The sequence below is a fragment of the Mesorhizobium sp. B2-3-15 genome (genome assembly GCF_006442875.1).
Classification (GTDB): Bacteria; Pseudomonadota; Alphaproteobacteria; order Rhizobiales; family Rhizobiaceae; genus Mesorhizobium; species Mesorhizobium australicum.
The window spans coordinates 57754-71005 of record NZ_VFVO01000017.1 but is presented as its reverse complement, the minus strand read 5'-3'; the positions used below and the strand labels follow the sequence as shown (position 1 = coordinate 71005).

The 13252-nt window shown below is 64.0% G+C and carries 15 protein-coding genes; 7 read left to right on the top strand and 8 right to left on the bottom strand.

Annotation, left to right across the window (positions count from 1 at the left end):
* Nucleotides 1–61: 61 nt before the first annotated feature.
* On the bottom strand, nucleotides 62–1036 hold the full coding sequence (trxB, locus tag FJ954_RS28145; RefSeq protein WP_127873462.1) for a thioredoxin-disulfide reductase: 975 nt from the start codon (nucleotides 1034–1036) through the stop codon (nucleotides 62–64).
* A 263-nt stretch (nucleotides 1037–1299) separates the two neighbouring features.
* Here trxB and FJ954_RS28140 point away from each other — a divergent pair, with 263 nt between their 5' ends.
* Nucleotides 1300–1779 carry an Lrp/AsnC family transcriptional regulator gene (locus FJ954_RS28140; RefSeq protein ID WP_015316163.1) on the top strand — a complete coding sequence of 160 codons (480 nt, stop codon included), beginning with the start codon at nucleotides 1300–1302 and terminating at the stop codon, nucleotides 1777–1779.
* 241 nt (nucleotides 1780–2020) lie between these two features.
* The gene (locus FJ954_RS28135; RefSeq protein WP_140664954.1) at nucleotides 2021–2815 is read left to right on the top strand and encodes a glycosyltransferase family 2 protein; all 795 of its coding nucleotides are present in this window, start codon (nucleotides 2021–2023) and stop codon (nucleotides 2813–2815) included.
* Nucleotides 2816–2818: 3 nt separating this feature from the next.
* Here FJ954_RS28135 and gmhB read toward each other — a convergent pair whose 3' ends face one another.
* The 5 genes from gmhB to FJ954_RS28105 all read right to left on the bottom strand — a co-directional run bounded on the left by gmhB (nucleotide 2819) and on the right by FJ954_RS28105 (nucleotide 6972).
* Nucleotides 2819–3457 (bottom strand): D-glycero-beta-D-manno-heptose 1,7-bisphosphate 7-phosphatase, encoded by a 639-nt coding sequence (gene gmhB / locus FJ954_RS28130; protein WP_140664951.1) that lies wholly within the window; start codon nucleotides 3455–3457, stop codon nucleotides 2819–2821.
* Nucleotides 3450–4022 carry an SIS domain-containing protein gene (locus FJ954_RS28125; protein ID WP_140617741.1) on the bottom strand — a complete coding sequence of 191 codons (573 nt, stop codon included), beginning with the start codon at nucleotides 4020–4022 and terminating at the stop codon, nucleotides 3450–3452. The genes gmhB and FJ954_RS28125 overlap by 8 nt, the downstream gene beginning before the upstream one ends.
* A gap of 8 nt (nucleotides 4023–4030) precedes the next feature.
* Nucleotides 4031–5524 carry a D-glycero-beta-D-manno-heptose-7-phosphate kinase gene (gene rfaE1, locus FJ954_RS28120; protein WP_140664948.1) on the bottom strand — a complete coding sequence of 498 codons (1494 nt, stop codon included), beginning with the start codon at nucleotides 5522–5524 and terminating at the stop codon, nucleotides 4031–4033.
* 136 nt (nucleotides 5525–5660) lie between these two features.
* On the bottom strand, nucleotides 5661–6293 hold the full coding sequence (locus tag FJ954_RS28115; protein WP_140664945.1) for a LysE family translocator: 633 nt from the start codon (nucleotides 6291–6293) through the stop codon (nucleotides 5661–5663).
* A gap of 442 nt (nucleotides 6294–6735) precedes the next feature.
* Nucleotides 6736–6972, bottom strand: coding sequence for a type II toxin-antitoxin system Phd/YefM family antitoxin (locus FJ954_RS28105; protein WP_015316156.1), 237 nt, complete (start codon nucleotides 6970–6972; stop codon nucleotides 6736–6738).
* Between the two features lie 142 nt (nucleotides 6973–7114).
* On the opposite strand from FJ954_RS28105, the gene rfaD reads away from it, so the two are divergent.
* Genes rfaD through waaC form a run of 3 tightly spaced genes read left to right on the top strand, consistent with a single transcriptional unit; the run spans nucleotide 7115 to nucleotide 10022 of the window.
* On the top strand, nucleotides 7115–8065 hold the full coding sequence (rfaD, locus tag FJ954_RS28100; protein ID WP_140664942.1) for an ADP-glyceromanno-heptose 6-epimerase: 951 nt from the start codon (nucleotides 7115–7117) through the stop codon (nucleotides 8063–8065).
* Nucleotides 8038–9045: a lipopolysaccharide heptosyltransferase II gene (waaF, locus tag FJ954_RS28095; RefSeq protein ID WP_140664939.1), complete on the top strand. Its 1008-nt coding sequence runs from the start codon at nucleotides 8038–8040 to the stop codon at nucleotides 9043–9045. The genes rfaD and waaF overlap by 28 nt, the downstream gene beginning before the upstream one ends.
* The gene (gene waaC / locus FJ954_RS28090; protein WP_140664937.1) at nucleotides 9042–10022 is read left to right on the top strand and encodes a lipopolysaccharide heptosyltransferase I; all 981 of its coding nucleotides are present in this window, start codon (nucleotides 9042–9044) and stop codon (nucleotides 10020–10022) included. Before waaF ends, waaC begins: the two co-directional genes overlap by 4 nt.
* 118 nt (nucleotides 10023–10140) lie before the next feature.
* Here waaC and greA read toward each other — a convergent pair whose 3' ends face one another.
* Nucleotides 10141–10614 carry a transcription elongation factor GreA gene (gene greA, locus FJ954_RS28085; RefSeq protein ID WP_015316152.1) on the bottom strand — a complete coding sequence of 158 codons (474 nt, stop codon included), beginning with the start codon at nucleotides 10612–10614 and terminating at the stop codon, nucleotides 10141–10143.
* 269 nt (nucleotides 10615–10883) lie between these two features.
* Nucleotides 10884–11420, bottom strand: a complete 537-nt coding sequence (locus FJ954_RS28080; protein ID WP_140617735.1) for a tetratricopeptide repeat protein — start codon at nucleotides 11418–11420, stop codon at nucleotides 10884–10886.
* Nucleotides 11421–11561: 141 nt separating this feature from the next.
* Between FJ954_RS28080 and FJ954_RS28075 the strand changes: the two genes are divergently transcribed.
* Together FJ954_RS28075 and FJ954_RS28070 are read left to right on the top strand one after the other, a co-directional pair.
* A complete protein-coding gene (locus FJ954_RS28075) occupies nucleotides 11562–11987 on the top strand; it encodes a DUF3775 domain-containing protein (protein ID WP_140664934.1) in 426 nt (141 codons plus the stop codon).
* 200 nt (nucleotides 11988–12187) lie between these two features.
* A complete protein-coding gene (locus FJ954_RS28070; RefSeq protein ID WP_181173979.1) occupies nucleotides 12188–13231 on the top strand; it encodes an extensin family protein in 1044 nt (347 codons plus the stop codon).
* Nucleotides 13232–13252: the final 21 nt, after the last annotated feature.

Sequence of the window (13252 nt, the reverse complement as noted above, 5' to 3'; positions counted from 1 at the left end):
AATGAAAAATCAGGCTTTTACACGGCATTTCTAAGCCGTTTTATACAGTCTGCGGCGGCCCCTATTCCGCTGCTTCGCGATGCACCTCGATGCCGGCCAGATACTTTTCCGCTTCGAGCGCGGCCATGCAGCCCAGCCCCGCCGCCGTCACGGCCTGCCGATAGATATCGTCGGTCACGTCGCCGGCGGCGAACACGCCGGGCACGTCGGTGCGCGTCGAATCCGGCGCTGTCCACAGATAGCCGTTCGGCTTCTGCTTCAGCTTGCCCGCGAACAGCTCGACCGCGGGCGCATGGCCGATGGCCACGAAGACACCGTCGATCTTGAGGTGGCTCTCGGCTCCGGTCACGGCATGCCTGAGCTTCAGCCCTTCGACCGAAGGCGGCAGCGGTGCCTTGCCGGGGCGGCCGGTGATCTCGTCAACGATCGTGTCCCAGATGACGCGGACATTGTCCTTTTTCAACAACCGTTCGCGCAGGATGCGTTCGGCACGGAAATCCGAGCGCCTGTGGATGACGGTGACGCTCTTGGCGAGGTTGGACAGATAGAGCGCCTCCTCCACCGCCGAATTGCCGCCGCCGACCACCGCGACATCCTTGCCGCGATAGAAGAAGCCGTCGCAGGTGGCGCAGGCGGAAACGCCGAAGCCCATGAAGTCCTGCTCGGTCGGAATGCCCAGCCACTTGGCTTGCGCGCCGGTGGCGATGATCAGCGCATCGGCCGTGTAGGTCGTGCCGGAATCGCCCTTGGCGCGGAACGGCCGCACGTTGAGGTCAACCTCGGTGATGATGTCGTTGATGATGTCGGTGCCGACATGCTCGGCCTGCTTGAGCATCTGCTCCATCAGCCACGGTCCCTGGATCGGATCGGCGAAGCCGGGGTAGTTCTCGACATCCGTGGTGATCATCAATTGGCCGCCCTGCTGCAGACCGGCGACCAGCATCGGCTTCAGCATGGCCCGCGCGGCATAGACCGCCGCCGTATAGCCGGCCGGACCGGAACCGATGATGAGAACGGGCGCGTGCTTGGTGGTCATTTGGAGCCTCTGCGGGGGCGGACAGCGAGTGTGCCTTGGAAAAAGACGTGGAATATCGCTCCTAATGTAAGGGCTGCAAACCACGCCAGCAAGACGAACGGACCGTCGTCCCCGGAAAGCTTCGGCCCCTATGGATATTCGCGCGATGGCCGCTTTCGTTACCTGTCCACAATCGCGTCGACGAGGGCTGGCTTCGACGCAAAAGTCGTTTAATTACAAAATAGCGAAAGATTCTTGCGCCACACTGATCATCGAGAACCCTGATGCCCCTCAAGGCCGATCTTGACGCCATCGACTGGAAGATCCTGCGCGAGCTTCAGTCGGACGGGCGCATGACCAATGTCGAGCTCTCGAACCGCGTCGGCATTTCGGCACCGCCCTGCCTGCGCCGGGTCAAGCGGCTGGAAGAAGCCGGCATCATTCGCGGCTACCGCGCGCTGCTCAACGCGCCGGCGCTGGGCCTCGATGTCGTTGCCTTCTGCCTGGTCGGGCTGCATCACCAGGCCGATGCCGAACTGCGCATCTTCGCCGAGCGTACGCGCGGCTGGCCGGTCGTGCGCGATGCCTGGATGGTATCGGGCGAATCCGACTTTCTGCTGCATTGCGTGGCGAGCGACCTCGGCGCCTTCCAGACCTTCGTCATCGAGGAACTGACCTCGACGCCGAACGTCGACACGGTGCGCACCGCGCTCACCATCCGCCGCGTCAAGGATGAGGGCCTGGTGTCGTTCGAGCGCTCCTGAGCCAGGCGAACGCCTGCGCGATGGCCAAATTCCCGACATTCGCCATACCGGTGCCGCGTTGGTATTCGAAAGACGCTGATGTACAAGGCTGGACGGCTCTGCCGGATTCGCCGCTCGACTGACGCTTCATTGGTTTCCCGAGCATTCCAGCATGTGTAACGGTTTTCCGCCCGGAATTGCTTGAGAACAGATGGCGCCAGCAGCGTATATTCCGGGAAGAATCCGCCATGGGAAGGGGACCATGACCCGTTTTGCAAGCCCGGTCTCGGCGCTGATCATCTGCGTGAACGAGGCCGATATGATCGGCCCGTGCCTGGAAAGCATCGATTTCTGTGCCGAGATCATCATCGTCGATTCCGGCTCGACGGACGGCACCGTCGAATGCGTTGAAAGCTATATCGCCAGGGGCTATCCGATAACGCTGCTGCACAATGACTGGCCGGGCTTCCCCCGCCAGCGGCAATTCGCGCTCGACCACGCCAACCAGCCTTGGTGCCTTTCGATCGACCCGGACGAGCGCGTCGACGACCGATTGCGGCGGTCGATCGTGGCCATCACCCAGGCGGCCGGCGGCAAGGCCAGCGGATGGTACATGCGCCGCCGCGACTGGCTGAAGGGCTACGGTTATGCCCATCGCTGGGTGCTGCACAACAGGCTGCTCAGGCTTTTCCGCAGGGAAGGCGCCAGCATGGATCTAACGGCGCGGGTGCATGAATCCGTTCACGTGCCGGGCGAGACCGACACGATCGAAGAGGGTCTCTTGCTGCATCGCCGTGAAATATCGGTCGAGGAGGATCTTGCCCGAGCCAACACCTATTCCAGCCTCAAGGCGGTGACGCTGGTCGAGAGAGGCAAGAAGCCCGGCCTGGTGCGGCTGGTGCTGTCGCCGTTCGGCAACTTCCTCAAATTCTACCTGGCCAAGCGCTACTTCCTGTGCGGCCGGCACGGCTTCGTCTACTCGATGTCGGTGATGATTTATTCCTTCGCCACCGAAGCCAAGCTCTACGAAGCCTCGCAGCAAAACGACCAGGCGTAGGCCCTACGATCCGAGCGCGTCGATGGCGGCGAGCAGGCCGCCGAGATCGTGGTCGTCATGCAAGAGCCTGATGGCGAAGCCAGGCTGAAGCGCCGCCTCACCGTCGACCAGCCAGCCCTGTGCCAGCCCTGCGCGTTGGGCCGCCTGCATGTCGGCCAGCTTGTCGCCGACCATCAGGGAGCGCTGGAGGTCAAGATCAAGGCGCCTGCCCGCCTCGATCAGCATGCCCGGATTGGGCTTGCGCATCGGATGGTCCGTTATGGCGAGCGGCCCGACGCCCGCCTCGTGATAGGCGCAGGCCAGCACCATGTCGACGAACGCGCCCTGCCTGTCCAGCAAATGGAGCACGCGGTCGTTTACCGCGGCAAAGACGCCCCAGTCGAAATAGCCGCGCGCGATGCCGGACTGATTGGTGACCACGACCACCGGAATGCCGATCCGGTTGGCGGCGGCGATCGCCGGCAGCATCTGCGGCCTGAGTTCTATCTCGTCCGGGTCGCTGGGATAGTCGGTGTCGACATTGATGGTGCCGTCACGGTCCAGGAACAGCGCCGGCGAGCGTGCGGGAAAAACCCGCCCGCCGACCTGCTCCACCCACAAGCCCGGCTCGGCCAGCGGAAACGGCGCTGTATCGTCAGCCATTCGACAGGCGCGCTTCGACCACCTCGCACAGATAGTGATAGAGGCACAGATGGCCCTGCTGGATGATCGGCGTCGAGGTCGAGGGGACGTTGAGCAGGATGTCGGTGAGCGGCTTGAGCTTGCCGCCGGTATCGCCGGTCAGGCTGACCACCGTCATGTCCATCATGCGCGCCTGTTCGGCCGCGGCGAGAATGCTCGGCGAATTGCCGCTGGTCGAGATCGCCAAAAGCACGCCGCCCGCGGCGCCATGCGCTTCGACCTGGCGCGAAAACACCGTGTCGAAGCCGTAATCATTGCCCCAGGCGGTCAGCATCCCGGCGTTGGCCGGCAGAGCGATCACATTGTAGGCCTTGCGTTCCTTCAGGAAGCGGCCGACCAGTTCGGTGGCGATATGGATGGCGTCGCTGGCCGAGCCGCCATTGCCGCAGACCAGCAGGGCCTTTCCCTGGGAAAGCGCCGCCACGACAGCATTCACCGCACGGTCCATCTCGCCGGTCAGATCTCGCTCGACCGTGGCAGTGATGGCGGCCGCCGAGCGGACCAGATAGTCGTTCAATTCGGACATGAATTCCCTCAGTTGGTGGCGCCGCCGGCGCGCAGTTTGCCGATGGTGCCAGTGGTGCTCTTGCCGGCGACGAGATCGACCAGCACGACGCGCCCGCCCGCCTTTTGCACCACATCGGCGCCGACCACGGTGTCGATCGTGTAGTCGGCGCCCTTGACCAGTATGTCGGGCAGAAGCGCCTCGATCAGAGCCAGCGGCGTATCCTCATCGAAGACAATGACGGCATCGACCGAAGCGAGCGCGGCAAGCACGCAGGCGCGGTCATGCTGGTCGTTGACCGGGCGGCCCGGCCCTTTCAGCCGCCGCACCGAGGCATCGCTGTTGAGCCCGAGCACCAGCCGGTCGCACTGGCTGCGCGCTGCGTGCAGCAGGCTGACATGGCCGGCATGCAGGATATCGAAGCAGCCATTGGTGAAGCCGACGCTCAGGCCCTCCGCCTTCCATCCCGCCACCATGCGCGCGGCAGAAGTGGCGTCCAGGATAGCGTCCTTGTGCGCGGTCGGTCCGTGCGAGCGGAACAGCGCGCCGGTGAGTTCCTCGACGCTCAGTCGCGCGGTGCCGCGTTTTCCGACCACGACGCCGCCGGCGGCGTTGGCGATGTAGGCAGCGGCGACAGGATCGGCACCGGCGGCAAGCGCCAGCGCGAAGCTCGCGATCACCGTATCGCCAGCGCCCGAGACATCGAACACCTCACGTGCCTGGGTGGCGATGTGGCTCGCCTCGTCGGGACCGACCACACTCATGCCCTTCTCGCTGCGCGTGGCGACGACGAAGTCGAAGCCATGCGCCGCAATCAGTTCCCGTGCCGCCGCAACGATCTCGTCATCGGCGAACACCGCATGGCCGACGGCCTCGCCAAGCTCCTTGCGGTTGGGGGTGACGGCGGTCGCCCCGGCGTAGCGCGCGTAGTCGCGGCCCTTCGGGTCGACCAGCACCGGCTTGCCCGCTTCACGGCAGATGGCGATCAATTCGGCGGCGACGCCGTCCAGCAATATGCCCTTGCCGTAATCGGACAGGATGACGATGTCGGCCCGTTGCAATGCGTTCCGGAAGCGGCGGATCAGCTCCGCCCGTTCCGCCGCGCCGAGCGGCTTGATCTCTTCCTCGTCGAAACGCAGCACCTGCTGGTTGAGCGCGCTGAAGCGGCTCTTCGACGAGGTCATGCGGCCGCGCTGCTGTGAAAGGCCCACTGTCTCGGCGCCAAGCTCGCCCAGCATCCGCGCCAGACTGTCACCGGCGGGATCAGTGCCGATCACCGAGACCGGAATGGCGCGCGCGCCAAGCGAGACGATGTTGGCCACGACGTTGCCGGCGCCGCCCATCGCCGAGCTTTCGCCACGCCCATGCAGCACCGGGATCGGCGCTTCCGGCGAGATCCGCTCGATGACGCCATTGACGAAGCGGTCGAGGATGATATCGCCGACCACCAGCACGGCGACGTCGCCGAAGCGCGCAATGGCGCGATGCAGGGGCTCGGGTGAAGGCGGATTGTGCTTGATCATGTCATCTGCCACGCGCGGGAAACGCCGATCTCAGATAGGTCGAAACACCAGATTTGCGAGGCCGGCCGGTCATGCCTGCCGATATACCGCAATTGGGCACCAGCGCAACGCCGGGGCGGAGGCAAACCCGGACAGGTCAGGCCTTCTGCAAGGCGACGTGGACGCCCAGCCCGACCAGCACCGCGCCGCCGGCCTTCTGCATCAGCCGCTGCGCACGGCTCGAACTCCGCAGCCGGCCGATCACGAGGCCGGCCAGGAACACGCACACGACATCGGCCGACGAGAACATCAGGTTGACGATGGTGCCCAGCACCACGAATTGCACCCAGACCGGCAACCCCGCCGAGGCATCGATGAACTGCGGCAGGAACGCCATGAAGAAGATCGCGGTCTTGGGATTGAGTACCTCGACGGTGATGCTCTCGAAAAACGCCCGGCGGGCCGATTTGCGGGTGATCGCCGGCAGCGCCACGTCGCCCTCCACGCGCTTGCGAAACAGCGAGATACCCAACCAGATCAGGTACAGCGCGCCGACCAGCTTGACGGCCATGTAGAGCGGCGGCACGGCGTGGAACAGCACTGACAAGCCGGCTGCGGCGGCAAAGACATGGACATAGCCGCCGAGATGAATGCCGAGTGCCGCCGTCAGCCCCGACCAGCGCCCCCGCGCCATCGTCTGCGCGGCGGCATAAAGCATGGCGGGGCCCGGAATGTAGGCGAAGATCGCCGTGGTGGCGAAAAACGCGATCAGCAGTTCGGTCGGCGGCATTTCTTGTCCCTCATGATCCTGCCCTGTCCGATTGCAGGCCTTTCAGTCAGCCCGTGGGATGGCTTTGGATCGGCCTGCGCGAACAGTTGCCATGAAAGCCGACATGACTTTTTTGTGGAATGACGGACTGAATGCGCCGATACGCGCACCCGGTTCGAAATAAGCCGACGATTCCAGAATATCGTGTACTCGTCGACTATGACCCAAAGCGGGATTGGGTCAAGGCCGGCGCGGCGCGTTCAATTTCCGGAACGCCAACTGCGACGCGATCACGGCCCGGCTGGGTGGAAGTGATTGCAAGGATGAAAAGGTTCGTGCCTCCGGCTTTCCGGGAAGAACGGCGACGAAGGCAACAGGCCTCGCCTTGCGGCCTTCGGTCTCGCCGTCTGCATGTTGGCGATGCCACAGATATGGATATCGCCAGACGTCCGCGGCCACGGGTTTAATCACGGTCCAATTCCGCGGCGTACTCCTCCAGCATCTCGACATGTTGCAGCGGTGCATCCTCGGCCGCGTAGACGCGACGGCTATCGTTGCCGAAGCGCGCTTCGTAGGCCTCGATGCTCATCAGGACGTATCTCGGCTTGTTGTGACGAGTGATGGAGACCGGCTGCTGGCTGGCAGCCGCGAGCACATCGCCGAGATTCTGTTTCAGATCAGTGGATGGATAGTGTTTCATTGGAACTCCGCTTGCCCACAATAGACAAAATGGACAAAACAGACAAGCCTGAGCGGCCGAGCCGCGAGCGGCCGCCTGCTTTGTCGACAGCCCGGCCAGCCTCCCTTATAAGGACCGGAATCGCACGCAACCAGAGGCCTTCATGATCATCGTCACGGGCGGCGCCGGCATGATCGGCTCCAACATCGTCGCCACGCTCAATGCGGAAGGCCATGACGACATCCTGGTCGTCGACGACCTCACCGACGGCCACAAGATCGCCAACCTGGCCGATTTGACGATAGCCGACTATCTCGACAAGGATGATTTCCTGTCGGGCATGGAGGCCGGCTTGCTTGGCCGTGTCGAGGCCGTCTTCCATCAGGGGGCCTGCTCGACCACCACCGAGTGGAACGGCAAGTTCATGATGGAGGTGAATTACGCCTATTCGAAACGGCTGCTGCATGCCTGCCAGGCGCTGCGCGTGCCCTTCCTCTACGCCTCCTCCGCTTCGGTCTATGGCGGCGGCGCCGAATTTCGCGAGGAGCCGGCGCTGGAGCGGCCGCTCAACGTCTATGCCTATTCCAAGAAACTCTTCGACGATTATGTCAGGCGCACGGTCTTCGACAGCGATCATTCGCAGGTCGCCGGCTTGCGCTACTTCAATGTCTATGGCCCGCGCGAGGCGCATAAAGGGGCCATGGCCTCGGTCGCCTTCCATCTGTTCAACCAGGTCGAGCGCGGCGAGAATCCAAAGCTGTTCGGCGCTTACGATGGCTTCGGGCCGGGCGAACAGAGCCGCGACTTCATCCATGTCGGCGATGTCGCCGACGTCAATTTGTGGCTGTGGAAGCGCGGCGCCAGCGGCATCTTCAACTGCGGCACCGGCCGCGCGCAGCCGTTCCGTGCGATCGCCGAAACGGTCATCGACACGCTGGGCAAGGGCGAGATCGAGTTCATCCCCTTCCCCGACCACCTCAAGGGCAGCTACCAGAGTTTTACCCAGGCTGATATGTCCCGCTTGCGCGCGGCCGGCTATAACGGGCAATTCCGCACTGTAGAAACCGGCGTCAGAGACTATGTCGAATGGCTGAAAGCCCAACGATCCTCGTGATCGGCCCACGCTGGGTGGGCGATATGGTGATGGCGCAGTGCCTGTTCTCGGCGCTGAAGGAACTCCATCCCGATGCCGCGATCGATGTGCTGGCGCCCGCCTGGGCGGCACCTCTGGTCAAGCGCATGCCCGAAATCCGACAGCAGATCGACTTTCCGCTGAAGCCGGGTGCGCTGGAATTCAGCCATCGCCGCCGTTTCGGCCGTCTGCTGCGCGGCCGCTACGACATGGCCTATGTCCTGCCGGGCAGCTGGAAGTCGGCGCTGATCCCGTTCTTTGCCCGCATCCCGCGCCGCTTCGGCCATCTGCGTGAAATGCGCTACGGCCTCTTGACCGATATCGTGCCGTTGCCCGATGCCGTGAAACGACGCACCGCGCAGGCCTATTTCGGCCTCGCCCAGGGTGGCAGTTTCCGCGCCCCCCGGCTGACCGTGGACGTGAAAAACCAGGCCACCCTGCTCGATCGTTTCGGCCTGGCGCCGCGGAAATTCGTAGCCCTGATGCCCGGGGCCGAGTTCGGCCCGGCCAAGCGCTGGCCAAGCGAGAGCTATGCCGGCCTTGCCCGCGAATTCATGGCCAAGGGCCTGGAGGTCGCCCTGTTTGGTTCGAAGAACGACCGCGACGTGACGGCGGAGATCGCAGCCCTTGCGCCCGGCGTCGTCGACCTCGCCGGCCAGACGCGGCTGGAGGACGCCATCGACCTGATCGCGGCGGCAAGGCTCGCGGTCTCCAACGACAGCGGGCTGATGCATGTCGCGGCCGCCGTCGGTACATCCATCGTTGCCGTCTATGGCTCGACCTCGCCTGAAAACACGCCGCCGCTGGCGGAGCGTCGCGAACTGGTCTGGCTCGGCCTGTCCTGCTCGCCCTGCCACCGGAAAATCTGTCCGCTCGGTCATCTCAACTGTCTGAAGACATTGGAAGTCGCGCAGGTCGCCGCGGCAGCGGATCGCCTGCTGGAAGTGCCGGCCGCGGCATGAAGGTACTGATCGTCAAGACTTCGTCGATGGGCGATGTCATCCACACTTTTCCGGCACTTCAGGATGCCTGCCGCGCACGGCCCGATATCGCTTTCGACTGGTGCGTGGAGGAGGCGTTTGCCGGCATCCTCGCGCTGCATCCGGCGATCGGCACCATTCACACGGTGGCGATAAGGCGCTGGCGAAAGAACCTCTTCGACACGAACACCTGGCGCGAGGCGGCGGCCTTGCGCCGAACCTTGCGCAAATGCCGCTACGACCTCGTCATCGATGCGCAAGGCCTGCTGAAGTCGGCCCTGGTGGCACGCCAGGCGCGCGCGCCGATCGCCGGCTTCGACCGGTCGAGCGTGCGCGAGCCCTCGGCGACGCTGTTCTATGATATCACCTATGCGGTGCCGCGCGACCTGCACGCCATCGAGCGGACACGGCGGCTGTTCGGGCTGGCGCTCGGCTATCGGCCGGACCTTTTGACGCTCGACTCCGGCATCGTGGCGCCAGCGGGCATGATCGCCGGCGTCGACGGCAGGACCGCGTTCCTGCTGCACGGCACCAGCCGCGAGGACAAGAAATGGCCGGTCGAGGACTGGATCGGAACCGCCCGCCTGCTGGTCGAGCGCGGCGTGATTCCGGTCACAACCTGGTCGAACGAACGGGAGAAGGTGGTGGCCGAAGCGATCGCCAAGGCCGTGCCAGCCACGGTCGTGATGCCAAAGTCGCCGCTGGACGCCATCGCCGCCATCCTCGGCCGCTCGACCCTGGTCATCGGCGCCGATACCGGGCTGACCCATCTCGCCAGCGCCTTCGGCCTGCCGACGGTCGCCGTGTTCCTGGCGACGGAGCCGGGTTTGACCGGACCGCGCGGGCCGTATGCGTCGACGTTGCTGGCGCCTGGTGGCAGACGCGTGACGCCCCCGGACGTGATGGCGGAGGCTGAACGACTTTTAGAGCTTAGGCGGACAACTACCGGGAAAGACTGAATTTTCGATCGAACGATTGGCAGGGTTGGCGCTGCCCCTCATCTGCCTGCCGGCAGGGGCGGCGCCAACCTCGCGCGAATAGCACCTGTCAGCGCGGAGCCGCGCCCAGCCGACGCTCTCAGATGAACTGCACCTGGACGATCTCGTAACCCCTGGCGCCGCCCGGCGCATTCACCTCGATGGCGTCGCCGACTTCCTTGCCGATGAGCGCGCGCGCGATGGGCGAGGAGATCGAGATGCGGCCGGATTTCACGTCGGCTTCCTGGTCGCCGACGATCTGGTAGGTCTTCTTCTCCTCGGTGTCCTCGTCGACCAGCACCACGGTGGCGCCGAACTTGACCTTTTCGCCGCTAAGCTTGGTCACGTCGATCACTTCGGCGCGCGCGATATAATCCTCGAGCTCGTTGATGCGGCCTTCATTGAGGCTCTGCGCCTCTTTGGCGGCATGGTATTCGGCATTTTCGGACAGGTCGCCATGCGAGCGCGCCTCGGAGATCGCCTCGATGATGCGAGGCCGCTCTTCCTGCTGGCGCCAACGCAGTTCTTCCTTCAATGACGCGAACCCCTCGCCTGTCATCGGGACCTTGTTCATAGTGCCTGACCTTTCCTGCTGCCGCCCCCGCATTTCGGGGGAAGCCTTGTCGTTGGGGTACAAAAAGAAAACGGTCCGGCAGCCTCGGGCTAACGGAACCGTTTCACCGCAATTTCCTTGAATATAGCAATCTTTGCGGGCTTTTCACGCCCAAAAATCGGTTTTGTAAAAATCATCCCTTCTTTTGTAGCAGGGGCGGCCGTGGGACGGAGCCGAACAAAAACGGCCGCGATCGCTCGCAGCCGCTTTGAGACATCAGGAGGGCCCGATCAGCTCCTCATGAAATGGTCGATCTGCTCGGACAGCATGCCGTATTCGCGCGAACCCTTGCCGGTGCGCTTTTCGATTTCCATCAGCTGCTGCTGGGCGCCGGCCAGATCGCCGATCTGCAGATGCGCCTCGCCGAGATATTCGCGCACCAGCGTGTAATCGGGATCGATGCGCAGCGCTTCCTCGTAATAGCCGAGGCCGACGGTGACGCGGCCGGAATGGCGGTGCGAATAGCCGAGATAGTTGAGGATGCGCGGATCCTGCTTGTTGGCGGCAAGAACGAGAACCGAGATCGCCTCGTCATAGCGGCCGGCCATCGCCAGCGCATGGCCTGCATCGTAGATGCTGTCGTCGTCCAGCATGCCTTCCTTCGGCGGTACGCATTTCTGCTTCTTCTTGTCCCAGACCTCGCCTTTCTTGCACTGGGTGACAGTCTGGTCGCTACCACCACTGCTGCCGGCGGCGAACGCCGGAACGGCAAGGAACTGCAGAGCGATAAGCGCGCTCGCCGCCTGGATCAGCACTCTTTTATGCATGGAAACCTCCTGAGGGTGTGACAATGCAACACTAACGCCGAGCGGTCCGCGTTTCATCCCGGAAAAGATCGCCTGGAGAACATTAGGTGACGGATGCCGCAAATCCGGTATCATCCGGCAAACGACTGACGGAGAGGGCCCGTGCAGCGACGGCTCGAAAAGGACTGGGATCTCACGATCGGCCCCGATACCGTACGGCTGTTCATTCTCAAGGCCAAGGCGCTGAGCGCGGGCGTTAACGAGGACTATGCCGACGGCGCCGAACACGAGGTCGAGTTCGACGGCGACACGCATGACAACCACCACCATGACGGCCTTGCCGAGGAAAGCTCGGAGAATCTCACCGAAGAAGAGCTGCGCGAGCTGATCAACGACCTCAATATCGATGAGGCCGCCGAGCTGATCGCGCTGGCCTGGGTCGGCCGCGGCGACTACGACGCCTCGGAATGGGCCGACGCCGTAACCGCGGCACGCGAGCGCGCCAACAAGCGCACGGCAAAATACCTGCTCGGCATGCCGTTGCTCGCCGACTGGCTGGAAGAGGGACTGGAAGCGATCGGCGCGTAACGCGGAGGTAACCGATTGTGATCGGGTCTAAGCGCCTGTCCAGGCAACTTCAGCCGACCGGTGCCGTTTTGTGGATGATGGCAAAGCTGAGCTTTTCCCGAGGGTACAGGATTGCATTGGCCTTGGCCGTCACGGCTCTGCTGGTCATGCCGGCCGACGCCAAACATCGTCACAAACACCATGGGCCGCTGAGCCCCCGCGTGGAGCAGCCGCTGACACAGCGGGCCGATCAGCCGCTGAAACCGCGAGGCAAGCGGCAGTCGAGAGCGCGAGCCAGGCAGCATCTCGCGCCCAATCCGGCACCGCCGGCAACGCAGGATGCTCGGCCGTCCGCCGATGTTCCGGTGCCCGAGCCACGCCCGGTGGACACTCAGAAAGTGGACACCCCAAAGTCGCAAGACCAGAACGCTGAAAATCCAAAGAGCGGCGCGGCGCCCGATCTGCCCAAGGACCCCGATCTACCCAGCGACGAAGGGTCCCATCAGAAAAGCCGGAAACCACCGGAACCACGAGCCGAAACCGAAAGCGAGCCGGAGCCGCCTGCCGTGGCGCCGACGCCGACGCCAAAGCCCGCCACCACGACGCCCGAACCTCAACCGCCGGCCGTCGCCCCGCAGCCAACGCCAAAGCCGGCGGAAGCAGGTGACGAGGAGAAGATGCTGCCCGATCCACGCTCGGCCGATCTTCCCGCCGACAAGATGCCGGCTGAGGAAGTCGCCTGCCGCGAGCGCCTGAAGACACTCGGGGTCGAATTCGAGGAGCACAAGGCCGAAAGCAACCCCGAAATCGGCTGCTCGATCCCCTACCCCGTCGTGCTGAAGTCGCTTGGCAAATCGATCGCGATTGCTCCGGGCACCGAGCTCAACTGCCCGATGGCCGAGGCGGCGGCGCGTTTTGCCGCCGACGTCATCCAGCCGGCGGCTAAAGCCGAATTCGGCGCCGACCTGAAATCGATCGGCCAGGCGTCGGCCTTCGTCTGCCGGCCGCGCAATGGCACACGCAAACTGTCGGAACATGCTTTCGGCAACGCGCTCGACATTGCCAGCTTTACGCTGTCCGATGGCAGGACGATCGAGGTCGGGCCGGCGCCGCCGGAAAAAGACGGCAAATTCCTCGACGCCGTACGCAAGGCCGCCTGCGGACCTTTCAAGACCGTGCTCGGCCCAGGCGCCGACCCGGACCATTCCTTGCATTTCCATCTCGATCTCGAGCCGCGCCGGCATGGCGGAACGTTCTGCCAATAAAATCGCCGATCGCAAGCCGCA